Genomic DNA, 24786 nt, shown 5'->3' on the forward strand with positions numbered 1-24786 from the left:
GGGATTGCCCGGGCCGAGGTCGGCGCATTAACCTGGATTGCAATCGACCGGGTGCGCCAGGCCGGCGCCCGGCGGTCTTGATCGGTCGGCCGGTGACGAGGGGATGGCGTATGAAGAAGAAGACGGTATGGATGGTTGCGGCGGCAGCCGTTCTGGCGGCTGGGCTCAGCCTGCCGGCCACGGCGGCCGAGAAGCTGAAGGTCGGGTTCGTCTATGTCGGGCCGGTCGGCGATTTCGGTTGGAGCTACCAGCATGACGTCGCCCGCAAGGACCTGGAAAAGGCGCTGGGCGACAAGGTCGAGACCACCTATGTGGAGAACGTCGCCGAAGGGCCGGACGCCGAGCGCGTCATCGAGACCCTGGCTGCCGATGGCGCCGGCCTGATCTTCACCACCTCGTTCGGCTTCATGGATGCGACGGTCAAGGTGGCCAAGCGCTATCCCGACGTGAAGTTCGAGCACGCGACCGGCTTCAAGCGCGCCGAGAATCTCTCCACCTATGCCGGCCGCTTCTATGAAGGGCGCTACGTGCAGGGCGTGATCGCGGCGAAGATGTCGAAGACCGGCATCGTCGGTTATGTCGCCTCCTTCCCGATCCCGGAAGTGATTTCGGGCATTAACGCCTTCATGCTCGGCGCACAGTCGGTCAGGCCCGACCTCAAGATCAAGATCGTCTGGGTCTCGTCCTGGTTCGACCCGGGCAAGGAGGCGGACGCGTCCAAGGCCCTGATCGCCCAGGGCGCCGACATCCTCACCCAGCACACCGACAGCCCGGCGGCGATGCAGGTCGCGGCCGAGAAGGGCATCTACGCCTTCGGCCAGGACAGCGACATGATCCAGTTCGGGCCGAAAGCGCAGCTCACCGCCATCGTCAACCACTGGGGCGACTATTACATCGAGCGCACCAAGGCGGTGCTGGACGGCACCTGGAAGTCCACCGACACCTGGGGCGGCTTCGACGCCGGCTTGGTCGTGATGGCGCCCTTCACCAACATGCCGGATGACGTGAAGAAGGCGGCGGAAGAGGCTGAAGCTGCGATCAAATCCGGGAAACTGCATCCGTTCGCGTGCCCGGTCGTCAACCAGGACGGCGCCACCGTCGAGTGCAAGGGCGGCGATCATCTCGACGCCAGCCAGATCCTCGGCATGAACTTCTACGTGAAGGGCATCGACGAGAAGATCCCGCAGTGATCCGGACTGCGCCGGGCCGCCCGGACAGGCCGGTCCCGGCGCAGGACGCGCCGCATCAGGGGAGCAGCAGCAGGCTGCCGGTGGTGCGGCCGGCCTCGAGCGCCGCATGGGCCCGCGCCGCCTCGGCCAGCGGGTATTCGCCGCCGATGTCGGCGACGACGCCGGACTGCATGGCCCGGATCACGGCCTCGGCCGCCACGGGATAGACCATCGGGTCGGCCGAATGGGCCATGACGCTCGGGCGGGCCAGGGTCAGCGACCGGCGCGGACCGAGCGCCTCGACCGGCACGGGCGGAATCGGTCCGGCTGCCTGGCCGATGCTGGCGACCGTGCCGAAAGGACGCACGCAGGCCATCGTCTTCATCAGCATGTCGCCGCCGATGCCGTCGACGGCGAAGTCGACGCCGCGGCCCCCGGTCAGCCCGGCCACGGCCGCCGCGATGTCGGCGTCCCGGCCGACCACGACATGGTCGGTCCCGCTCGCCCGGGCTGCCTCGGCCTTTTCCGGCGACCCGACCGTGCCGATCACCGTGGCGCCGAGATGCTTGGCCCAGCGCACCAGCACCGCGCCGAGCCCGCCGGCCGCGGCGTGGACGAGGATGCTGGTTCCCCGCCCGACGGGATAAAGGCGGGCCATCAGCATATGGGCGGTGAGCCCGCGCAGCATGGTCGCGGCCGCGACGGGCGCGGCGATGCCGGAGGGCAGGCGGATGGCCCGCTCCGCCGGCAGGAGCCGCGTCGCGGCATAGGCGCCGACCGGCGCGCCGGCATAGACGATGCGCTCGCCGACCGCGAGCCCGGTTACGCCCTCGCCGACCGCTTCGACGAAGCCCGCGCCCTCGACGCCGAGCACCGCGGGCAGGGCCGGCAGCGGGTAGAGGCCGGTGCGGTGGTAGATGTCCAGGAAGTTGACGCCGATCGCCTCGTGCCGGACCCGGATTTCGCCCGCGCCGGGCTCCCGAGACGGGCAGGGCACCACCTCCAGCCTGCCGCCGTCGTCCGTTCCGATCAATCTCACCATTCGATCCATGGCACCTGCTCCATTGGTTTCGGCGGATGCTGATCCGATGTGATCCGTTTGGAAACTCCCGATTCCTGCTCATCGGATGGGAACATTCGCCCATCTTCCCAGGTCTCGGGACGGTCTTAGGACCCATGCGATGCCGCCCGGGCCCTTCGTCCCCTTGCCGCTCCCGCCCGCCCGTCGGATAATCCCGGCATGAGGCTGCTGATCGTCGATGATCATCCCGTGCTGCGCGAAGGGCTGGTCGCCCTGCTTCGGCAGGCTGGACCGGACACGATCGTGCTCCAGGCCGGCGACGTGCCGGAGGCGCTGCGGCTGGTCGAGGCGAATCCCGACCTGGACATCCTCGTGCTGGACTTGGTGATGCCCGGCATGGGCGGCCTGCCGGCGATCGCCGAGTTCGGACGGGCCCGGCCGGAACTGCCGGTGATCGTGCTGTCCTCCTCGGAGGATCCGCAGGACGTGCGCAAGGCGCTGGCGCAGGGCGCGCTCGGCTATGTACCGAAGTCCGCGAGCCAGCACACGCTGCTGGCGGCGATCCGCCTGGTCCTCGATGGCGACCTCTACGTGCCTCCGCTGATCCTCGATGCGGTGGCGGCCGAGCGCCAGTCGTCGCTTCCCCGCCGTGTCGGTCCGGGGGCCCCGCTGCTCACCGAGCGCCAGGTCGAGGTGCTGCGGCGCGTCAGCGCCGGCCAGCCCAACAAGACCATCGCGCTCGAGCTCGACCTGTCGGAGAAGACGGTGAAGACCCATGTGACGGCGATCTTCAAGGCGCTGAACGTGGTGAACCGCACCCAGGCAGCCGCGGCGGGGCGCGCCGTCGGGCTTATCTAGCCAGGCTGCTTTCGCCAGCCTGCGGCGCGCCGGCGACACCGCTATGCGGCGCGCTGACGACACCGCCATGCGGTGTGCCGGCGAGGCCGCCGAGATGGGCGATCGCAGCGCGCAGCCGGCTGTTCGAGACCGGCTTGTGCAGCAGCAGGAGCCCGCTCGCCTGCGCCTCGACCAGCCGGTCCGGCGCCGTGTCGCCGGTGATCAGCATGGCCGGGATGGTGTCGTTGTACTCCGAGCGCAGTGCCTCGATCACGTCGATGCCGGTCTCGCCGTCGCGCAGCCGATAGTCGCTGATGATGATGTTCGGCCGCACCGGGCAGGTGGAGAGGCGCTCGATCGCGTCCTCGCCCGAGCCGGCCGAGATCACCTCGTGGCCCCAGCTCGCCAGCAGGCTCGACATGGCTTCGCGGATGGCGAGTTCGTCGTCGACCACCACCACCAGTCCGGTCGCCGGCAGGTCGATCTCGCCGGCCTCGGCGGGGGACTCGCTGTCTTCCGGGCCGGCGGCCAGTGGCACGGCGACCTCGAAGCAGGAGCCCCGGCCGGGCTCGGAGCGCAGCCTCAGGGGGCATTCGAGCAGTCGGGTCAGCCGGCGCACGATGGCGAGGCCGAGGCCGAGGCCGCGGGTGCGGTCGCGCTCGGAATTGCCGAGCTGGTAGTATTCCTGGAACACGCGCTCCTGCTGGTCGGGGGGAATGCCCGGGCCGGTATCCCAGACCTGAACCGCGACCTGGCCGGGGCGTCGTCGGCAGCCGACGAGGATGCGGCCCGCCTGGGTGTGACGCACCGCGTTCGACACGAGGTTGCGCAGGATCCGTTCCATCAGCACCGGGTCCGATTCGACCACGGCGCTGCAGGCGGCCCAGCCGAAGCCGAGGGCCCTGGCCTCGGCCTCCCGCCGGTATTCGCTGCAGATGCGGGCGAGGAACGGGCCGATGGCGAAGCGCCGGCGATGCACCTCGACGATGCCGGCGTCGAGGCGCGAAATGTCGAGCAGTGCCGAGAACAGCCCGTCCATGGCCGTGGTCGAGGCCTCGATCTGCCCGACGAGGCGGCGGCCTTCGATCGGCATGTCGATGCCGCGCAGGGCGCCGACGAACAGCCCGAGCGCATGCACGGGCTGGCGCAAGTCGTGGCTCGCCGCGGCCAGGAAGGTCGACTTGGCCAGGCTCGCCTGCTCGGCGATCTCCTTCTGTCGGCGCAGGTCGTCGGCCATCGCCTCCGTCTGGAAGCGCAGGCTGACGATCTGGCGGAAGGCGCGGCTGGAGCTGACGCTCAGGCTGCCGACGGCCAGCACGAAGACCAGCATCAGCAGCGAGCCGGCCTGCTGCATCGGGTCGGGCGAGACGACGCTGGCGAGAGCGAAGGGCAGGGTGGCCGGCAGGAACAGGCCGAAGAAGGCGGGCGGGAACGGACTGAAGGCCGGAACGGCCCCGGCCGCCACGCCGAACGTGACGATCAGCACCAACAGGCGGACCTCGAAGCCGCCGTCGCCGGGGAGCACCAGCGTGGCGGCACCCCACCCCAGCCCCTCCGCCAGGCTGACGGCAGCGAAGCGATAGGCCCAGAGGCGCCACCGGGCGGCGGCCGGCCGCGCTCGGTCATAGCGCCGGCTCAGCAGGATGTGGGCGATTGCGCAGGCGGCGATGTAGCCGGACCAGGCCAGCGCCACCGGCGCCGGCGTATGGCCGAGCCGATACAGGGTGGCGCCGAGGATCACGGCGCCGGCCGTGGCCGCGATCACGCCGGGGGTGACGACGCGGTAGAGCGCGGCGACCTGCTCTGCCCCGATCCGGTCGCGCAGTGTCGGGCCGGGGATGTCCGCCCGGCCGCCCGCCGACTGCTCCATGCCGCCGCCCGTCATGTCCCGACCGCCCGCCCGGCGACGGGCGCGGGTGCCGGTCCAGCGTGTCGTCCGAGGCATGTCGGTCCGGTCATGGCGGCCTCATCCAGGGCAGAGGGCGATCCGGCTGTCGATGACATCGGCCACAATGCGATCGCTCGCCGATATCGTAAAGGGATGGGAAGGTCCCGGGATCGGAAAGCGAGGTCCTAGGACGGCCTAGGGCGAGAGGACGATTTACGGGTGGAAGGAAATCGGCCAGAACTGGCCGGTCGGTGCTGACGCTGCACGTCGTGTCGTCCGGGACGTCGTCTCGAAATCTCCGGATACCGGGTCGGCTACGGGAATCCGATCGGAAACCTCTGCGTCAATATCGGCAAGGTCGAAGCAGGTGCGCACGGGCGAGCACCTGTCGCAGGGCATGCGCATTCCATTCCATCCAGTGTCGGCCGTCCGGCCGACCGTCTCTCACGTCCATCGCTCTTCGGCGCGCGGGGCAGGCTTGCGAGCGCGCCGATGGCACGCCAGGAGGCACACATGGCCACGATCACCGGCACGTCCGGTTCCGACCTCATCCACATGAACGGCGACGGGCAGACGCCCGGCTTCGGCGTCACCGACATCGACACCGCGACCAATTCCGCCGACACCGTCAATGCCGGTTTCGGCGACGACATCGTCTACAGCTACGGCGGCAACGACGTCGTCGACGGCGGCTTCGGCAACGACACGGTCTTCGCCGGCACGGGCAACGACCGGGTCACCGGCGGCGAGGGCGACGACATCATCGTCGGCGGCGCCGGCGCCGATAGCCTCGCCGGCGACGCCGGCTACGACGTCTTCCGCATCGACCAGGTCTCCGACATCAGCGGGCTCGCCGAGACGATCAACGGCGGCGACGACATCGACACGCTGGACTTCGTCACGCTCGGCGCCTCCGGCGCCGTCGACATCAGCAAGGCGACGATCAGCAATGTCGAAGTCCTGTCCATCTCCACCAACACGCTGACGGCGACCGCCGCCCAGCTTGGCGCCTTCACCACCATCACCGGCAATCCGTTCACCTCCGACATCCTCATCCTTTCTTCCGCCGGCGCCGTCGACCTCACCGGCGCGACCGTCACCGGCATCGACGAGTTCCGCGGCACCGCCGGCAGCGACCGCTTCACGTTCACCGACGTCGCGGCCGGGCAGACGGTCAACGGCCTCGGCGGCGTCGACGTCGTCGTCGGCGGCAATGGCAACGACACCTTCAACGGCGGCGACGGCGACGACCGGCTCTACGGCAATGACGGGGCCGACACGCTCATCGGCGGCACCGGCGTCGACACGCTCACCGGGGGGGCCGGCGACGACGTCATCACCGGCGGCGAGGGCTCCGACCTGCTGACCGGCAATGCCGGCAATGATTCCTTCCGCATCGTGCGGGTCGAGGACATCTCCGGCCTGGCCGAGACCATCGCCGGCGGCGGCGACTTCGATCGGCTCGACTTCGCCGCCAATGCCGCGTCGGGCGCCGTGAACCTGACGACCGTGACGCTGTCGAGCGTCGAGGAACTCGATCTTGCCGGCAATGCGGTGACGCTGACGGCGGCCCAGCTCAACAGCTTCAGGACCATCGCCGGCGCGCCGTTCCAGGCCGACAGCCTGACGCTGTCCGCCGCGGGCTCGGTCAACCTGACCGCAACCGCCATCAGCGGCATCGACCAGATCTTCGGCTCGTCCGGTGCCGACACGATCAACTGGACCGGCAATCCCACCGGCCTCTCGGTCGACGGCCGCGACGGCGACGATGTGCTGAGCGGCGGCGCCGGGGTCGATACGATCCTGGGCGGCGCCGGCGCCGACACGATCGGCGGCGGCGCGGGCAACGATATCCTGACCGGCGGCGCCGGAGCCGACACGCTGACCGGCGGCGCCGGCTATGACGCTTTTCGTATCGTCGGTATCTCCGAGATCAGCGGCCTGGCCGAGAAGATCGACGGCGGCGCCGACAACGACACGCTGGACTTTACCTTCTACGGCGCCACCGGCGCGGTCGACCTGACGGCGGCGACCCTGACCGGCGTCGAGATCCTGGCCCTGGGATCCAACGCCGTGACCATGACGGCGGCGCAGATGGGCTCGTTCGAGACCATTAATGGCGGCTTCGGCTTCGAGTCCCTGGTTCTGTCCCAGGCCGGCACCGTGAACCTCGCCAATTCGGTGCTGAACGCCATCGATGAGATCGACGGCAGCAGCGGCAACGACACCTTCGTCCTCACGGGCTCGGCAAACGGCCAGCGCCTCGATGGCCGGGCCGGCGCAGATACGATCTCGGGCGGCGACGGAGCCGACACGCTGATCGGCGGGCTCGGCAACGACACCCTGTCGGGTAGCGACGGCGACGACGTGCTGATCGGCGGCGCCGGCCAGGACACGCTGACCGGCGGGCTCGGCAACGACATTTTCCGCTTCCTCGTCGACCTCGACACGCTGCCGGCGAGCCGCGACCTCGTCACCGACTTCACGCACGGCAAGGATATCATCGACCTGGCCGGCATCGACGCCAGCTCGGAGGCCGCGGGCAACCAGGCTTTCTCCTTCATCGGCAGCGCTGCCTTCGACGGCACGGCGGGGCAATTGCGCTATGCCGCCGGGGCCCTGCTGGGTGATGTCAACGGCGACGGTGTCGCGGACATCCGGATCGCGCTCACCGGCTCGCCGACCGTCACCGCCTCCGACCTGATTCTCTGAGGCGGGTGGACCGCTGCCTGCGGGGGCGGGCTCGCGCTCCGCCCCGCGGGCGCTGGCGCCATGGCGAAGAGGCCGCGCCCGGCCTATCCTGGCGGGGGACCGGCACCGGCAGATGGCCGCTGCATCGGCCAGGGGAGCCGATCGCGCGATGGATTGGGAAAACCTGCGGCATTTCGCTGCCTTGGCGCAGGCGGGCAGCCTCTCGGCGGCGGCGCGGCTGCTCAGGGTCGAGCATGCCACGATCGCCCGGCGCGTCGCCGCGCTGGAGGCCGGGCTCGACCTCAAGCTCGTCGACCGGCGCGGCCGCCGCCTGTCGCTGACGCCCGACGGCGAGCGGATTGCGGCGATCGCGGCGCGGATGGAAGGAGACGCCCGTGCCGTCGGCCGGTTCGCCGAAGGGGCGAGGTCGGAGCTCGCCGGCGACGTTCGCATCAGCACGCCGCCGGCGTTTGCCGCCGCGATGCTGGCGGGCCCGCTCGTCGCGCTGCGACGGCGGCATCCGCACCTCGTCCTGCATGTCGCCGGAGAAAAGCGCCTCGTCTCGCTTGAGCGGCGCGAGGCCGACCTGGCGATCCGGTTCAGCCGGCCCGAGCGCGGCGACCTCACCGTGCTGCGGCTCGGCGAGGTCGCCTTCCGCCTCTATGCCAGCCCGTCCTATCTTGCGGCCATGTCACCGGCGGGCTGGAGCTTCGTCGGCTTCGGCGAGGACATGGACGAGGCGCCGCAGCAGCGGGCGCTGCTGCGCCATGCCGCCGGCCGGCCGATCGCGACGCGGGCCAGCACGGTGGAGATCCAGCGGGCGATCGTGCGTGCCGGCGGCGGTGTCGCGGTGCTGCCCGACTTCATGGCGGCCGGCGATCCCGGGCTGGTACCGGCCCTGCCCGAGGAGACGCCCGTCACCCGCGGCGTCTGGCTGGTCGTGCACAGCGACCTGCGCAACGCCCCGGCCATCCGGGCGGTGATGGACTGCCTGCGCGACGAGCTCGGCCCGAGCCTGCGCGGGAGCGCCCCGGCTATCGCCTGAAGCGTTTTGCGATTTGACGGCATCGCGTCAAGTCGCAAAGACGCATCGAAACAAGGAGTTGGAGCAAAGCGCGTTTCCACCGAAACGCGCTTTGCTCTAAACAGGCTCTCTCGAACCCGCTTGCACTTGTAAGTCTGAGCAGCATTGATTTTGCATTGAAAATGCAAAATCAATCGTGGCGAGAGCCACGAGAAGCTGCTGAGGGGCCGTTCGCGAACAAGTGAATCAACGTGAGAGTCATGGCCGGACTTGATCCACGGCTGTCCGGTTGGTTTTGGTAGACAGGTTGCATGGCATTGATTCTACTTGTTTCCAAGCACTTGCCGGTGTTTTGGACACGAGAAGGAGCCAACGCCATGCGTCACCACAATAGCGTATTGCACGGGCTTCTGAAGCATGTGCCGTGGTCGGTGTTCGATCGGCTTGTGGATGAACAGGGAACGGATGCCCGGGTTCGGCGGCTGAGCACCAAGAGTCAGTTTGTGGCGCTGCTTTACGCGCAGCTTTCCGGCGCCGCCTCGCTGCGCGAGATCGAAACGGCGATGTCCAGCCACGCGGGCAGGCTCTATCACCTGGGCGTGCGTCAGGTGTCGCGCTCGACCTTGGCCGACGCCAACGCCCTGAGAACGCACGAGGTCTTCTCGGGCCTGTTCGCCCATATGGCGGCCCAGACCAGCCGGGGCTTTCGTCGGTCGAGCGCCGAGGTGGTGCGCCTGATCGACTCGACGAGCCTGCGGCTGTCGGGGATTGCTGCGGCCTGGGCACGCTTCTCCCGCAGCGCCGTCGGCGCCAAGGCGCACATCATCTACGACCCGGACGCCGACCGGCCGCTCTACCTTGAAGTCACGCCCGCCAAGGTCAACGACATCACGGCCGCGCACGCCATGCCCATCGAGCCCGGCGCCACTTATGTCTTTGATCTCGGCTATTATCATTACGGTTGGTGGGAGCGCCTGAACACAGCCGGCTGCCGGATCGTCACCCGGCTCAAGAAGAATACGCCCCTGGCTCCGGTCGCCGAACAGCCTCTGCCGCCCGGATCGACCCTGCTCTATGATCGGATCGGCCACCTGCCCGAACGCCTGACGACGACGCGCATCAACCCCTTCCAGGATCCCGTGCGCCAGATCGGCGTCGTTCTCGATGACGGCAAGACACTGCGCATCCTCACCAACGACCTGGACGCCCCAGCCCAGGAGATCGCCGACCTCTACAAGCGCCGCTGGGCCATCGAACTCTTCTTCCGATGGGTCAAGCAGACCCTCCGCATCAAGCACTTCATCGGGCAATCGGAGAACGCCGTGCGCATCCAGATCGCCGTCGCCCTCATCGCCTACCTGCTGCTGCGCATCGCCAACGACGCCGTCAAAATCGTCGACAGCCCACTCGCCTTCGCCAGGCTCGTCCGCGCCAACATCATGCACCGTCGCAGCATCGACCAATTGCTCAAGCCGCCCACCATCCCAAAAAGCGACCCTCGCCAAGTCCATCTGGACTTACTCCCAACATGAACCGGACAGCCGTGGACTTGATCCGGCCATCTCGACGAGATCGCATGCGATCTCGTTAGGGAACGCGGCGAAGGCGGGTCTAGGTGCAATCCTGGTCCGTGTCCTGCACCGACAATGGTCGCGTGGATGGCCGTACATCAAGCCCGGCCATGACGATTGGGAGGGAGTGCCCTCCGAGTAACGAAGCATTTGTTCGCGAACGGCCCCTTAGTATCTCGTTTACCAAACGATGAAGGGCGCGAAACAAGAGCGCGGATTCCCGCGCAGAACGACTTGGGATGGAATTGACAAACCAGCGTTCGATCGCACCCATTGCTCTCCCGTCGTGTCATCGAGGCGGCAGAACCCCGGGGGGAGGACATGCTGGAGCGGGGTGGGGGGCTGCGGCGCCTGGCGCGGCTCATCGCGGCAGCGCTTGTCGTTGCGGCTTTGCCGGGCGCGGCTCGGGCCGTCTGTGTCGCCGAGCGCTCGGATGCCATGGTCGCGTCCGACCCGGCGCTCTGCCGCAGCCTCGAGGAGGCGGTGCGCAAGCCGTCGGCGCTGCCGCTTGCCGATTATGAAGCCAGGCTCGACCAGTTCTTCGGGCATTACTGCCACCGCGACCAAGCGGCCGGCTGGGTGCATGACAAGTTCGTGCGCGAGGCCGGGCCGTTCGTCGCCACCCTCTCCGGCAATACTTGGCAGGGCAGGGATTTCGGGACGCATGCACCCGTCATGATCTGGTACTCGCCGGACATGGCCGCCTGGTTGCGCGCCAACCGGCCAGCCGGGGGCGCCGGCCCGGCCGATCCGCCGCCGATCCCGGACGGCGCGATGATGGTGAAGGAAATGGTCCCGGCGCCGGCCTCGTCCTGCCGCGACGTCGATCCGCTGAAACTGTTCCCGGCCAACGGCGCGGCCGTGATGATCCGCGACAGCGGCGCTTCGCATGACGGCTGGTTCTGGGGCTGGTACGGCTTCGGCTCCTCCAGCGGCTGGACGCCGGATTGGCCGCCGGACAGCGCCAACAGCCTGCCGAACATGGGCTTCGCGCAATACTGCATGAATTGCCATGCGTCCGCGGCCAACAATCTGACCTTCGCCTCGCCAAGGAATATCGCCGGGGAGGCGGGCGAGCCGCTCTCCTTCCTCGCTCAGGACTTCTTCGAGACCGTGCCGCCGTCCGCGCCGTCGCGCGATGCGGCCGTGGTGCTGCCACCGACCGTCGACCGGCGCCTCGGGCAGCCGCTGTTCCAGCCCGACGACGCCGTGATCGCGGCGCTGCGCGCCTATGTGCTGAAGATGCCGGATGCGCAGAGCGTCGCGAAGATGCCGTCCGAGACCTACGACAACACCTGGGTGGGCGCCGGCGGGCCGAAGCCGTCCGACACCTTCCTCACCTCCAGCCAGTGCCTGGGCTGCCACGATGCCGGGACCACCGGCCTTCAGTTCGACATGACCCGGCCCAACCCGCATGGCGGCGATCTCCTCCTCAACCTCTCGCCCTACGGCACCTGGCGCTCATCGCCGATGGGGCTGGCCGGGCGCGATCCGATCTTCTTTGCCCAGCTTGCGAGCGAGACGCAGACCTTCCACCCCTCGATCGCCGGCGAGGTGCAGACCACGTGCCTGGGCTGCCACGGCATCGGCGGACAGCGCCAGTTCCGCATCGACCAGCACAAGCTGAACGGGTCATGCCCCGATTTCACCCGCGACATGGTCGATGCGGTGCCGTGGCCGGCCGGCAACCCGACCGCGCCCCATGCGAATTACGGCATACTGGCGCGGGACGGCGTCACCTGCACGGCGTGCCATCGCATGGTGCTGGGCGACAAGGCGAGCGCCGCGGTCGCGGGCGAGGCCCAGAATGCCTGCGTGGCCGAACGGCAGGCGCTGCTCAACCCGGACAATTCCGGCTTCGCCAGGACCTTTTCCGGCAGCTTTCTCGTCGGTGCGCCGAACGCGTTGATCGGGCCGTTCGAGAAGCCGGTGGAGGCGCCGATGCAGACCGCTCTCGGCAACAAGCCGGTGCACAATACGGCGATCGCTTCGTCCGAAGCCTGCGGGTCGTGCCATACGGTGCATCTGCCCGTGGTGCAGGCGGGCAAGACGCTGGCCCATATCTACGAGCAGACCACCTATCCGGAATGGGCGTTCAGCGCCTATCGCGTCGGCACGACGGCGGACGGCCCGCTGCCCGCCGGCGCCGGATCGCTCGCCGAGTCCTGCCAGAGCTGCCATATGCCCTCCAAGGAGGCGGACGGCAGTCCGACCCGCAGCAAGATTGCGAGCATCCAGGAGAAGTCGAGTTTTCCGGAAGCCGAGAACGGCGCCGCGCCCGACCTCCCGGTGCGCGAGGGCTTCGCCAGGCACACGCTGGTCGGCCTCAACGTCTTCCTGGTCAGGATGGCGCAGCAGTTCCCCGACATCCTCGGCATTCGGACGCGGGACCCGATGATGGTGGGGCGCGGCCTCGACCCGCTGCGCGCCACCGAACAGGCGATGCTGGACCAGGCGACGGAACGGACCGCGACGATCGCCGTCGACGGCGTCACGCTCGGGGCCGATGCGCTCGGGATGACGGTGCGGGTCACCAGCAAGGTCGGCCACAAGTTCCCGTCCGGCGTCGGGTTCCGGCGCGCCTTCGTCGCCCTCGACGTGCTCGATCAGAACGGCGAAACCATCTGGGCATCCGGACGCACGAACGCCGCCGGCGCCATCGTCGACCAGGACGGCACCCCGATCGAGGGCGAATTCTGGTGGAAAGACGATTGCTCCGCCCGTCTCGAGCCGGGCAGGCGGCCGCACCAGCCGCATTTCCAGGCGATCAGCCGGCAGGACCAGGCGCAGATCTACCAGGAGTTGGTCTCGGCGCCGCCGGTCGATGCCGCGGCGCCGCAGTGCGGCCATGACGCGGCGCCGTCGGGCGAACTGACGACGAGCTTCCTGTCCATCTGCGCCGAGGTGAAGGACAATCGCATCATGCCGCAGGGCACCCTGCCGGTCGAAACCCGGCGCGAGATCGCCAAGGCGCTCGGTGCCGGCAACGAACTGGCCGAGGAGGTCGGGCCGACCGCGGTCGGCGACGATCCCGACTATGTTGGCGGCGGCGGCGATTCGCTTCGCTACGAGGTGCCGCTCGCCGATCTGCCGAAGGGCACGAAGCCCGCCGGTGTGCGCGCCACGCTCTATTACCAGGCCATTCCGCCCTTCTACCTGCAGGATCGCTTCTGCACGGCCAAGGGCGCCGACGTCGAACGCCTTGCCTTCCTGACCGGCCGCCTCAACCTCGCCGACACGGAGGCGGAGGGCTGGAAACTGAAGGTGGTGAGCAGCGGCACGGTGCCGGTCCCGACGCCGTGACGCGACGCCAGCGGCCGACAGGAGCGCAGGCTCCCTCTCCCGCAAGGGAGAGCGGTTCCGGCCCTTGCTTTGACGGCCTTCGAAGCACTACACCGCCATGCCGTGCAGGTCGTAGGCGTCGGAGCGTTCGATCTTCACCGTGACGATATCGCCCTGGCGCAGCGGGCGGCGGCTGGCGACATAGACGGCGCCGTCGATCTCTGGCGCGTCGCCCATCGAGCGGCCCTTGGCCACGGTCGGGCCGGGCTCGTCGATGATCACCGGCAGGCGCTTGCCGACCTTGGCCCTCAGCTTGCGGGTCGAGATCGACTGCTGCGTTGCCATGAAGCGCTTGTGGCGCGACGCCTTCACCTCGTCCGGCACCGGGGTGAGGTCGAGATCGTTGGCGACCGCGCCCTTGACCGGCTCGTACTGGAAGCAGCCGACGCGGTCGAGCTGGGCCTCCTGCAGCCAGTCGAGCAGCATCTCGAAGTCCTCGTCCGTCTCTCCGGGAAAGCCGACGATGAAGGTCGAGCGCAGGGTGATGTCCGGGCAGACCTCGCGCCAGCGGCGGATGCGCTCCAGGGTCTTGTCCTGGTTGCCGGGCCGGCGCATCGCCTTGAGCACCGTGGGCGAGGCGTGCTGGAAGGGGATGTCGAGATAGGGCAGGATCTTGCGGTCCGCCATCAGCGGGATGACGTCGTCGACATGCGGGTAGGGGTAGACGTAGTGCATGCGCACCCAGACGCCGAGCTCGCCGAGCGCCGCGGACAGGTCGGCGAACCTGGCCTTCAGCGGCCGGTCACGCCAGAGGCTCTCGGCATAGCGGATGTCGACGCCGTAGGCGCTGGTGTCCTGGCTGATGACCAGGAGCTCCTTGACGCCGGCCTTCACCAGCTTCTCGGCCTCGCGCATCACCTCCGCCGCCGGGCGGCTGACCAGGTCGCCGCGCAGTTGCGGGATGATGCAGAAGGAGCAGCGATTGTTGCAGCCCTCCGAGATCTTCAGATAGGCGTAGTGGCGCGGCGTCAGCTTCAGGCCCTGCGGCGGCACCAGGTCGACGAAGGGATCGTGCGCCGGCGGCGCGGCTTCGTGGACGGCCGCGACCACGGTCTCGTATTGCTGCGGGCCGGTGACGGCGAGCACGCCGGGGAAATGGTCGCGGATCTCGCTTGGCTGCGCGCCCATGCAGCCGGTGACGATCACCTTGCCGTTCTCGGCCATGGCCTCGCCGATCGCGGCCAGGGACTCGGCCTTGGCGCTGTCGAGGAAGCCGCAGGTGTTGACGATGACCAGGTCGGCGCCGTGATGGCTGCGGGTGATGCCGTAGCCCTCCGCGCGAAGCTGGGTCAGGATGCGCTCGGAATCGACCAGCGCCTTGGGACAGCCGAGCGAGACGAACGAGACCGTCGGCGCGGTCCGGCCGTCGGCCTCTTGCTCGGGGGCGTCGATGAGCGCCATGACTTGCTCCATTAACTGTAGTTTGCGCGTTCTTTGCTCACAACAGCCGATTGAATGCAAATCGGTCGTCCCGGCTCGGCGATTCCTGCCTTGGATTCCGGCAAGGTCCGACGTGGCCGCCTGCGGATTTTTCGACCGGAATCTCCATCAAAACAAAAATCTAAGCAGAGATATCATCAAATCATCAACGAATGTGTGCTGGGTTGGCAGCCATGTTGTTGCAATGCAGCAAGCGCAGGTATTGCTTGTTGAAGGTCGGTCACGATAAGTAGGATTTCGTATTGCAGTATTGGTTTTGCGGAGCCGAAATTCAGGCTGTATGCACTTACCGATAAGTTGTCGGGCAAGGTGCCGGGCCAGCGGCGAGGGCCGAAAACGATCAGGAGCGTTCGGATTCGAAGGCGGTTCGAATGACAGGGGGCGAACTCAGGATTCTTGTCGTCGGCCACGCGACGGGCGCCGGAGCGGCGACGCCGATGGTCGAGGGCCGGGCCAGGATCGAGACGGCCTCCGGCGCGGCCGCCGTCGAGGCCGTGCAGCGGGCGCAGGACGCCGGCTCGCCCTTCGCCCTGGCAATCGTCCGCACCAGGTCGGGCGGCCTCGACATCGCCCATCGGATGGCCGCGGCCGGCCCGACGCTCCTGCTCGTCCTGCCCTTGTCCCCCACGCCCGATCCGGCCTCGGCCCTCTTCCCGCACCGTATCTTCTTCGCCGAGCCGGGCAGCCGGGCCGAGGCGGAGCTGGTTCGCTCGCTCCTCGCCCGGAGCAGGGCCGAGGACCGGTCCGACGAGACGCGGTCGCAGCTGGAGATCTCGAACCGGGCCCATGCCATGGTCAGCGGCGAATTCCGCCGGCAGAACGCGCGTCTCAGCGCCCAGGAGCGGCAGCTGTCGATCCAGGCGAGCCTGCTCCAGGCCACGCTCGACAACGTGCCGCATGGCCTGATGATGGTGGATGCGGATTTGCGCGTGCGCATGATCAACCACCGCGTCATGGCCGTGGCCGGCTATCCCCAGGGTTCGGTGGCGGTCGGCACCTCCGGCGACCGGCTGATGGCTCTTTCGATCGAGGCCGGCCACTACGGCGGCACGACGCCCGACGAGGTCAAGGCGCTCTGGGCGCAGTGGGTCGGGGCGCGCACACCCGGAACCGTGCAGCACGACCTGCCGGACGGACGCGTCATCACCGTCACCCGCGCACCGATGTCCGACGGCGGCTGGCTGCTCACCTTCGAGGACGTGACCGCCCATGTCCTGGCGGAGAGGGCGCTGGCCGAACAGGCGTCGCTGCACCAGATCACGCTCGACAATGTCCGCCACGGGCTGGTGATGTTCGATCCCGCCTTCCAAATCCGGATGTTCAACCGCCGGGTCATGGAGGTGGCGGGCTATCCCGTCGGCAGCATCCGCCTGGGCATGCGCGGCCTGGACCTGATCGCGCTGGCGGTTCGGCTCGGCCATTACGGCGATGCCGACATCGAGACCGTGCGGACCGACTGGCGGGCCCGCCTGTCGCCGCGCCGGCCAGGCTCGCTGCGGCACAACCTCGCCGACGGCCGCATCATGCTGATCACCTATACGCCGATGTCCGACGGCGGCTGGCTGCTGACCTATGAGGACGTCACCGCCCAGGCCCTGGCCGAGCGGGCGCTCGAAGAGCAGATCCGGCGTTTCGACGCGACCATCGACAACATGCCCTACGGCGTCTGCCTGTTCGATATCGACGGGCGGATCATCCTATGCAATCCGACCTATGCGAACATGTATGCCCTGCCGCCCGAGATGACGCGGCCCGGCACGTCGCTGACCGAAATCCTGCGCCATCGGGTGATGCTCGGCAATGCGCCGGAGGACGTGGAGGGGTATTTCCGGATCACCGCCGACGCGGCCCAGTCCGGGCGCAACGCCGCCATCCAGGTGCCGCTGATGGACGGGCGCACCGTGCAGATCCGCCACAACGTCGTGCCGGGCGGCGGCTATGTCGCAACCCATGAGGACATCACCGATAGCCTGCGGGCCGAGGCCCGGATCCGCTACCTCGCCGGCCACGACGCCCTAACCGGCCTGCCCAACCGCGCGCAGCTGCGCGAACGGCTGGAGGAGGCGCTCGCCCGGGTGCGGCGCGGCGAGCGGCTGGCCGTGATCAGCATCGACCTCGATCGCTTCAAGGCGGTGAACGACGCGCTCGGCCACTCCGCCGGCGACAAGCTGCTGCAGGACGTCACGGAGCGGCTGAAGGCCTGCGTCGGCGACGACGACATGGTCGCCCGGCTCGGCGGCGACGAGTTCGTCGTGATCAAGCCCCGGATCGACACGCCGGAGCAGGCCGGCGCGCTCGGCCGGCGGATCATCGAGGATCTCTCCGCGCCCTACGACATCGACGGCGACCAGGTGGTGGTCGGCGCCAGCGTCGGCATCGCCTTCGCGCCCGGCGACGGCGTGGCGGTGGACACGCTGCTCAAGAACGCCGACATGGCCGTCTATCGCGCCAAGTCCGACGGGCGCGACACCTGCCGCTTCTTCGAGCCGGCGATGGACGCCCGCGTCAACGCCCGGCGCGCGCTCGAGCTCGACCTGCGCAAGGCGCTCGCCCTCGACCAGTTCGAGGTGCATTACCAGCCCGTGTTCGACGCCCGCACCCAGACCGTCACCGGCTGCGAGGCGCTGCTGCGCTGGAACCATCCCGAGCGCGGCAGGGTGCCGCCCTCCGAGTTCATTCCGCTCGCCGAGGAATGCGGCCTGATCATCCCGCTCGGCGCCTGGGTCCTGCGAGCCGCCTGCCTCGAGGCGCTGAACTGGCCGAGCGAGGTCAAGGTGGCGGTCAATCTGTCGCCGGCGCAGTTCAAGGCCCGGACCCTGACGCAGACCGTGGTCGCCATCCTGGCGGAGACGGGGCTGCCGCCGAACCGGCTCGAGCTGGAGATCACCGAGTCGGTCCTGCTGGCCGAGAACGAGCTGACGCTCTCCACCCTGCACCATCTGCGCACGCTCGGCGTGCGCATCGCCATGGACGATTTCGGCACCGGCTATTCCTCGCTGAGCTATCTGCGCTCCTTCCCCTTCGACCGGATCAAGATCGACCGCTCCTTCGTGCGCGACCTCGGCGACACCAGCGACTGCCTGGCCATCATCCGGGCCGTGGCGACGCTCGGCGCCAGCCTCGGCATGGCCACGACCGCGGAAGGCGTGGAGACGGAGGAGCAGATGCGCCAGGTGCGCGACCAGGGATGCACGGAGATCCAGGGCTACTATTTCAGCCCCCCGCGTCCAGGTCCCGTGATCGCCGAGTTCCTGGGGGAGCGCGCAGGCTGGGCCGAGCTGGGGCCCGGCGACCGCAGGCGCGGCAAAGCCCGGACGACGGTCATGAGCACCGGGCTGTCGGTGCCGGCGGCATCATAGAGCCTTGTCTGCGGAGGAGGCGGGGGCAGGCTGCGCTCCCGCCACCGCATGGGGCGCGTATCGGGGGGATGGCCGGTCGGGGCGCCGGCGTCAGCCGACGTCCATGGCCTTGATCACGCTGCGGGACAGGATGTGAGGATCGCGCTCGCCGGCGGTGGCGCGCCCGATGACCATCTTGGCGATGGTCTCGCGGGCATAATAGCCCTGCCGGTCGCGGAAACGTGGTGCATCCTCGGCGCTGAGCGTCTGCCAGGACAGGCGGAACGCTTCGTCGAGGATGGCGATTTCTCCTGGTTCGAACACACGGCCGGACACAGTCGGAAGTGGCATCATCTTCGCTACCTTCCCTGTTGCTCGGGTGCCGGCTCCATCCTCCGCCGGGAGGCGCCGGTGATTCATGTCACCGGTCCTGATCTTGGAGCACCGAACACTCTTGAATTACCACGTATCGGCCGATCGCGACAACACAATGACCATTCGAAGACGGTTTTTGTCCCGTTAGGCCAATGTAAAGTCAGACAAACTAGGTTGCAGCGCGATCGCCGATCGCGCGACGGGGAGAAGGCATGACGGTTCTGGTCACGGGGGGCGCCGGCTATATCGGCAGCCATATGGTGCACGCGCTGCGCGACGCCGGCGAGCGTGTCGTCGTCCTGGACAATCTGTCGACCGGCTTTCGCTGGGCCTTGCCCGGCGACGTGCCGCTGTTCGTCGGCGAGACCGGCGACCAGGGATTGGTGGCCGCGATCATCGGCGCGCATGAGGTGCGCGCCGTCATCCATTTCGCCGCCTCGATCGTGGTGCCGGATTCCGTGGCCGATCCGCTGGGCTACTACCGCAACAACACCGCCAATGCCCGCACGCTGATCGAGGCGGCGGTGCGCGGCGGCGTCAGGCACTTCATCTTTTCCTCGACCGCCGCCGTCTACGGCACGCCGCGGACGCTGCCGGTGGCCGAGGACGCGCCGCTGCAGCCGGAATCGCCCTACGGCACCTCCAAGCTGATGACCGAGATGATCCTGCGCGACGCCAGCCGGGCGCACGGCATGTCGCATGTCATCCTGCGCTACTTCAACGTCGCCGGGGCCGATCCGCAGGGCAGGGCGGGGCAGTCCACCCCGAACGCCACGCATCTGATCAAGGTCGGCGTGCAGGCGGCGCTGGGCGTGCGCCAGGGCATGCAGGTCTACGGCACGGACTATGCGACGCCCGACGGTACCTGCCTGCGCGACTACATCCATGTCAGCGATCTCGTCGCCGCCCATTCGGCGGCGCTCGCCTATCTGCGCGACGGCGGCGACAGCCGGACGTTCAACTGCGGCTATGGCCGGGGGTATTCGGTGCTGGAGGTGATCGACAAGGTCAAGCAGGTCTCCGGCATCGACTTTCCCGTGTCGCTGGCACCGCGCCGGCCGGGGGACGCCGCGGCCGTGGTCGCCGGCAATGCCCGCATCCTGTCCGAGCTCGGCTGGCGGCCGCGGCTCGACGATCTGGAGACCATCGTCTCCCATGCCTATGCCTGGGAACGGCGGCTGGCGACCCGCAACGACACCGTCGCCTGACGCGGCGAGCCCTTCGCGCAAGCCGGAACGGTCGACCCGCGCCGCGACGCGGGCCCCGCGACCTGGGGCGCCGACGTCGAGGCCGGCACAGCCGGAAGCGGGCGGCGGAGGTCCGACGGATCCGAATGGTTGCAACGACGGGGCACCGTCGACCATAATCGGCCCGGAGCGTCGATCGCGACGCCGTGTGGCCGAAGTCCGGCCGCCAGGAACAGGCCGCCCGGCTCCCGCGGCCGGAGCGAACCAAGGAGCCGCGATCCAGAGGCGGGAGGTGCCGCTGTGACGTATGTGACGCGCAACAAGTCGGCCACCCCGATTTCCGCCGCGGCCGCCGCTGCCTTGGTCCGGTCCGGCATGTGGCTCGACTACGGCTTCGGCCTGTCGCAGCCCGACCTGTTCGACCAGGCGCTCGCCGCCCGCAGGGACGAACTGGATGCGGTGAAGATCCGCTCCAGCCTCAGCCTGCGGCCGCGCCCGAGCCTGGAGGCCGACGCCGAGGGGGGCCGCTTCCACGTCTTCAACTGGCATTTTTCCGGCTATGACCGGCGCCAGCACGACCAGGGACGCTGCACCTACATCCCGATGAACTTCGGCGAGGCGCCCGACTATTATCGCCGCTTCATCGACCCGGTCGACATCCTGGTGCTGAAGACCTGCCCGATGGATGCGGACGGGGTCTTCAATTTCGGCGCCTCGAACACCTATCAGCGCGCCATCGCCGACCGGGCGAGGACGATCATCGTCGAGACCTGTCCCGGCATGCCCTACGTCTTCGGCGCGCAGAACGGCGTGCATGCCGGCGAGGTCGACTACGTCATCGAGGGCGACGACCAATCGCCGCCCGAGAGCGCCAACCCGCCGCCGACCGAGGTCGACCGCCAGGTCGCCGCCCTGATCGTCTCGGAGATCGAGGACGGGGCCTGCCTGCAGATCGGCATCGGCGGCATGCCGAACGCTGTCTGCGCCATGCTCCGGGAGAGCGGCCTGCGCGATCTCGGCATCCACACGGAGATGATGACCGACGGTATCGCCGCCCTCTACGAGGCCGGCCTCGTCACCGGGGCGCGCAAGGCGATCGACCGCGGCAGGATGGTGATGACGTTCGCAGCAGGCTCGCGCCGGCTCTACGAGATCATCCATCGCAACCCCGAGGTGTTCTCGCATCCGGTGGACTACACCAACCTGCCGCACGTGATCATGCGGAACGAGCGGGTCGTCTCGATCAACAACACCACCCAGATCGACCTGCAGGGCCAGGCCGCCTCGGAGTCGGACGGCCACCGCCATCTCAGCGGCACCGGCGGCCAGCTGCAGTTCGTGCGCGGCGCCTATGCCTCGCAGCACGGCAAATCGTTCCTCTGCCTTTCCTCCACCTACGACAAGCGCGGCGACAGGCGCAGCCGCATCGTCTTCGGACTGACGCCGGGCAATATCGTCACCACCCCGCGCACCGACGTGATGTACGTCGTCACCGAGTACGGGATGGTCAATCTCAAGGGCAAGTCGGTGGCCGAGCGGGCGAAGGCGCTGATCTCCATCGCCCACCCCGATTTCCGCGAGGGCCTGCAGCGGGAGGCCCATGAGCACAGGCTGATCCCGCGGGGTTTCCTGGGGGATTGAGAGCCCGGCCGGGGTTCGGCCGGGTCGGCTCCGCAGGAGGGAGCGCCATGCGCTTCGCGCTCGACGAGGATCAGGCCGCGATCCGTGCCATGGCCGGCGGCTTCGCCGCGAAGGAGCTGGCGCCGCATGCGCTCGACTGGGACCGGCACCGGCATTTCCCCGTCGACGTGCTGCGCGCCGCGGCCGGGCTCGGCATGGCCGGCCTCTGCGTCGCCGGCGAGCGGGGCGGCAGCGGCCTGTCGCGCCTCGATTCGACGCTCGTCTTCGAGGCGTTGGCGCAGGGCTGCCCGACCATCGCCGCCTATATCTCGATCCACAACATGGTGGCGTCGATGATCGAGGCCCATGGCACCGAGCCGCAGCGCGAGCGCTGGCTGCCCGGCCTGCTCGGCATGGCCAGGCTCGCGAGCTACTGCCTCACCGAGCCGGATTCGGGTTCGGATGCCGCGGCCCTGAAGACGCGGGCCGTGCTGCGTGGCGACCATTATCTGGTCAACGGCCGCAAGCAGTTCATTTCCGGGGCGGGCACGGCCGATGGCTTCTACGTCGTGATGGTCCGCACCGGGGCCTCCGGGCCGGCCGGCATTACGGCGCTGGTGGTCGAAGCCGGGACGCCGGGGCTTTCCTTCGGGCCGCCGGAGCACAAGATGGGCTGGAATGCCCAGCCGACCCGCTCCGTCCTCTTCGAGGATTGCGCCGTGCCGGCTGACAACCGCCTCGGCGAGGAGGGTGGCGGCTTCCGCATCGCCATGCAGGCTCTCGACGGCGGGCGGCTCAACATCGCCGCCTGCTCGCTCGGCGGCGCCCAGGCCGCCCTCGACAAGGCGCTGGCCTATATGGGGGAGCGGCAGGCCTTCGGGCAGCGCCTCGACGCATTCCAGGCCCTGCAGTTCCGGCTCGCCGACATGGCGACGGATCTGGAGGCGGCCCGCAGCCTGCTCTGGCGAGCCGCGGCGGCGCTCGACCGCCGAGATGCCGACGCGACGAGGCTCTGCGCCATGGCCAAGCGCGTGTGCACCGACACCGGCTTCGCCGTCGCCAACGACGCGCTGCAGATGCTCGGCGGCTACGGCTATCTCCAGGACTACGGTATCGAGAAGATCGTGAGGGACCTGCGCGTGCACCAAATCCTCGAAGGCTCGAACGAGATCATGCGGCTGATCGTGGCGCGGTCGCTCGTCGAGGCGCGGCCATGAGCGGCGTCGCCATCGCCGTCGAGGGCAGTGCCGGGTGCATCACGCTCGATCGGCCGGCGGCCCTGAACGCCCTCACGCTGGCCATGGTCCGGCAGATTGCCGCCGCGCTCGACGCCTGGCAGGACGACGAGGCCGTGGCGGTGGTGGTGATCGACGCCGTGCCCGGCCCGGCCTTCTGCGCCGGCGGCGACATCCGGGCGATCCACGATGCCGCCAAGGCCGGCGACTGGGCCGCCTGCGCCGCCTTCTTCGGCGAGGAATACCGCCTCGATGCCCGCATAGCCCGCTATGGCAAGCCCGTGGTCGCGCTGATGGACGGGACCACCATGGGCGGCGGCGTCGGCATCGGCTGCCATGCGTCCCGCCGGGTGGTGACCGAGCGCGCGGTCGTGGCCCTGCCGGAAGTCTGGATCGGCTTTCATCCCGATGTCGGCGCCGCCCTGCTGCTCGCCGCCGCCCCCGGCGAGCTCGGCACGCATCTGGCCCTGACCGGCGGCCGCTTCGGCGCCGACGATGCCATCGCCTGCGGCTTCGCCGACTGCCGCATCGCGTCCCGTCGCCTCGACGCGGCGCGGCGCGGATTGGCGGGCTGTACCGGCGCGGCCGAAGTCGACGCCCTGCTGGCTTCGCTCTGCGAGCCGCCCGGCGTCGGCAGCCTCGCCGCGGCGCGGTCCTGGATCGACCGCTGCTATGCCGGGGACGACGCCGGAGCGATGCTCGCGGCGTTGCGGACCGCGCCCGAGGACGGGGCGGGGCGGGCGGCCGAGGCCCTCGCGGCCGCCTCGCCCGGGTCGGTGAAGCTCGCGCTCGCGGCCTTGCGGCGGCAGCGCCGGCACGGCGGCGGGCTCGAAGCCTGCCTGGACCGGGACTATCGGCTGACCCTCTCGCGTATCCGGGACCCCGATTTCGTCGAAGGCGTCCGCGCCGTCCTGGTCGACAAGGACCGGTCGCCCGCCTGGCGGCCGGCCCGGCTGGAGGACGTCGCGGCGAGCGATGTCGAGCGCCATTTCGCCAGCCTCGGCGCAGTGGAGCTCGGCCTTTCCCTGCGGGAGGACTGACATGGCGATCATCGGATTCGTCGGTCTCGGCCATATGGGGCGTCCCATGGCGGCGAACCTGGCCAAGGCCGGGCACCGGGTGCAGGGCCACGACATCAATCCCGGCGCCGTCGCCGCGGCGGCGCAGGCCGGCGTGGCGGCGATGGGTTCGGCCGCTGCGGCGGCGCAGGGCGCCGACGTCGTCGTCACCATGCTGGTCGCCGGCCGCGACGTGACGGCTCTCTATCGCGACGCGCTGCTCGGCGCGGCCTCGCCCGGCACGCTCTTCGTCGATGCCTCGACGGTCGATGTCGAGTCGGCGCGCGAGGCTCATCGCCTCGCGGCAGCGGCCGGCATGGCCGCCATCGATGCGCCCGTGTCCGGCGGTGTCGCCGGAGCCGAGGCCGGGACGCTGACCTTCATGGTCGGCGGCGACGATGCGGCCGTGGCGCGGGCGCGGCCGCTGCTCGAGGCCATGGGCAGCCGGGTGGTGCATTGCGGCGGCCCCGGGGCAGGGCAGGCGGCGAAGATCTGCAACAACATGATCCTCGGCATCTCGATGATCGCCATCAGCGAAGCCTTCGTGCTGGCCGAGAAGCTCGGCCTGTCGCACCGGGCGCTGTTCGACGTTGCCTCCTCCTCCTCCGGCCAGTGCTGGGCCCTGACCCATCATTGCCCCGTCCCCGGCCTGGTGTCGGCGAGCGCGGCCAACCGTGACTTCGTGCCAGGCTTCGCGACGACGCTGATGCTGAAGGATCTCGCGCTGGCGCAGCAGGCGGCGGCTGCCGCCGGCGCCGAGACGGCGCTCGGCCGCCACGCCGCGGAGCTGTTCCAGCGCTTTGCCGACGGCGGCGGCGCCGGGCTCGACTACTCCGCCATCATCCAGGCGATCCGCGCGGCTTCATCGGCCAAGGCCGTCTCCGCTTTGCCGGCGTAACCGCCGTCCCGCAGGTACGACGGTCTGCTTGCCCGCGCCATCGCCCCGGCCATGGATGCTCTGACGACGTCGGCAAGCCGGCCTAACCGCCG

At 69.3% G+C, this 24786-nt stretch carries 16 protein-coding genes; 12 read left to right on the forward strand and 4 right to left on the reverse strand.

Annotation, left to right across the window (positions count from 1 at the left end; translation table 11 throughout):
- Nucleotides 1-110: 110 nt before the first annotated feature.
- A complete protein-coding gene (locus AC27L4_RS19895; RefSeq protein ID WP_487144100.1) occupies nt 111-1190 on the forward strand; it encodes a BMP family ABC transporter substrate-binding protein in 1080 nt (359 codons plus the stop codon).
- Nucleotides 1191-1245: 55 nt separating this feature from the next.
- Here AC27L4_RS19895 and AC27L4_RS19900 read toward each other — a convergent pair whose 3' ends face one another.
- Nucleotides 1246-2220 carry a quinone oxidoreductase family protein gene (locus AC27L4_RS19900; protein WP_487144101.1) on the reverse strand — a complete coding sequence of 325 codons (975 nt, stop codon included), beginning with the start codon at nt 2218-2220 and terminating at the stop codon, nt 1246-1248.
- 189 nt (nt 2221-2409) lie between these two features.
- Between AC27L4_RS19900 and AC27L4_RS19905 the strand changes: the two genes are divergently transcribed.
- Nucleotides 2410-3048 carry a response regulator transcription factor gene (locus AC27L4_RS19905; RefSeq protein WP_487144102.1) on the forward strand — a complete coding sequence of 213 codons (639 nt, stop codon included), beginning with the start codon at nt 2410-2412 and terminating at the stop codon, nt 3046-3048.
- On the opposite strand, the gene AC27L4_RS19910 is transcribed toward AC27L4_RS19905, so the two are convergent.
- Entirely contained in the window at nt 3041-4972 is a 1932-nt protein-coding gene (locus AC27L4_RS19910; RefSeq protein WP_487144103.1) for an ATP-binding response regulator, read from the reverse strand. The genes AC27L4_RS19905 and AC27L4_RS19910 overlap by 8 nt on opposite strands.
- Nucleotides 4973-5428: 456 nt before the next feature.
- Between AC27L4_RS19910 and AC27L4_RS19915 the strand changes: the two genes are divergently transcribed.
- The 4 genes from AC27L4_RS19915 (at nt 5429) to AC27L4_RS19930 (ending at nt 13504) form a co-directional block, all read left to right on the forward strand.
- Complete coding sequence (locus AC27L4_RS19915; protein ID WP_487144104.1) at nt 5429-7627, forward strand: M10 family metallopeptidase C-terminal domain-containing protein; 2199 nt, start codon at nt 5429-5431, stop codon at nt 7625-7627.
- Nucleotides 7628-7775: 148 nt separating this feature from the next.
- Nucleotides 7776-8651 (forward strand): LysR family transcriptional regulator, encoded by an 876-nt coding sequence (locus AC27L4_RS19920; protein WP_487144105.1) that lies wholly within the window; start codon nt 7776-7778, stop codon nt 8649-8651.
- Nucleotides 8652-9007: 356 nt separating this feature from the next.
- Nucleotides 9008-10162: an IS4 family transposase gene (locus AC27L4_RS19925; RefSeq protein WP_487144106.1), complete on the forward strand. Its 1155-nt coding sequence runs from the start codon at nt 9008-9010 to the stop codon at nt 10160-10162.
- 477 nt (nt 10163-10639) lie between these two features.
- Complete coding sequence (locus AC27L4_RS19930; protein ID WP_487144107.1) at nt 10640-13504, forward strand: hypothetical protein; 2865 nt, start codon at nt 10640-10642, stop codon at nt 13502-13504.
- An 87-nt stretch (nt 13505-13591) separates the two neighbouring features.
- On the opposite strand, the gene rimO is transcribed toward AC27L4_RS19930, so the two are convergent.
- On the reverse strand, nt 13592-14944 hold the full coding sequence (rimO, locus tag AC27L4_RS19935; protein ID WP_487144108.1) for a 30S ribosomal protein S12 methylthiotransferase RimO: 1353 nt from the start codon (nt 14942-14944) through the stop codon (nt 13592-13594).
- Between the two features lie 410 nt (nt 14945-15354).
- Between rimO and AC27L4_RS19940 the strand changes: the two genes are divergently transcribed.
- Entirely contained in the window at nt 15355-18342 is a 2988-nt protein-coding gene (locus tag AC27L4_RS19940; RefSeq protein ID WP_487144109.1) for a PAS-domain containing protein, read from the forward strand.
- Nucleotides 18343-18432: 90 nt separating this feature from the next.
- Here AC27L4_RS19940 and AC27L4_RS19945 read toward each other — a convergent pair whose 3' ends face one another.
- A complete protein-coding gene (locus AC27L4_RS19945) occupies nt 18433-18675 on the reverse strand; it encodes a hypothetical protein (protein ID WP_487144110.1) in 243 nt (80 codons plus the stop codon).
- A 233-nt stretch (nt 18676-18908) separates the two neighbouring features.
- On the opposite strand from AC27L4_RS19945, the gene galE reads away from it, so the two are divergent.
- From galE to mmsB, 5 genes are all read left to right on the forward strand, one after another.
- Entirely contained in the window at nt 18909-19904 is a 996-nt protein-coding gene (galE, locus tag AC27L4_RS19950) for a UDP-glucose 4-epimerase GalE (RefSeq protein WP_487144111.1), read from the forward strand.
- Between the two features lie 279 nt (nt 19905-20183).
- Complete coding sequence (locus AC27L4_RS19955) at nt 20184-21524, forward strand: acetyl-CoA hydrolase/transferase family protein (RefSeq protein WP_487144112.1); 1341 nt, start codon at nt 20184-20186, stop codon at nt 21522-21524.
- 47 nt (nt 21525-21571) lie between these two features.
- Entirely contained in the window at nt 21572-22720 is a 1149-nt protein-coding gene (locus AC27L4_RS19960; protein ID WP_487144113.1) for an acyl-CoA dehydrogenase family protein, read from the forward strand.
- Nucleotides 22717-23778, forward strand: a complete 1062-nt coding sequence (locus AC27L4_RS19965) for a 3-hydroxyisobutyryl-CoA hydrolase (protein WP_487144114.1) — start codon at nt 22717-22719, stop codon at nt 23776-23778. Before AC27L4_RS19960 ends, AC27L4_RS19965 begins: the two co-directional genes overlap by 4 nt.
- On the forward strand, nt 23714-24694 hold the full coding sequence (gene mmsB, locus AC27L4_RS19970; RefSeq protein ID WP_487144115.1) for a 3-hydroxyisobutyrate dehydrogenase: 981 nt from the start codon (nt 23714-23716) through the stop codon (nt 24692-24694). Before AC27L4_RS19965 ends, mmsB begins: the two co-directional genes overlap by 65 nt.
- Nucleotides 24695-24786 lie beyond the last annotated feature (92 nt).

This window comes from Labrys sp. Lb11, from assembly GCF_057554225.1.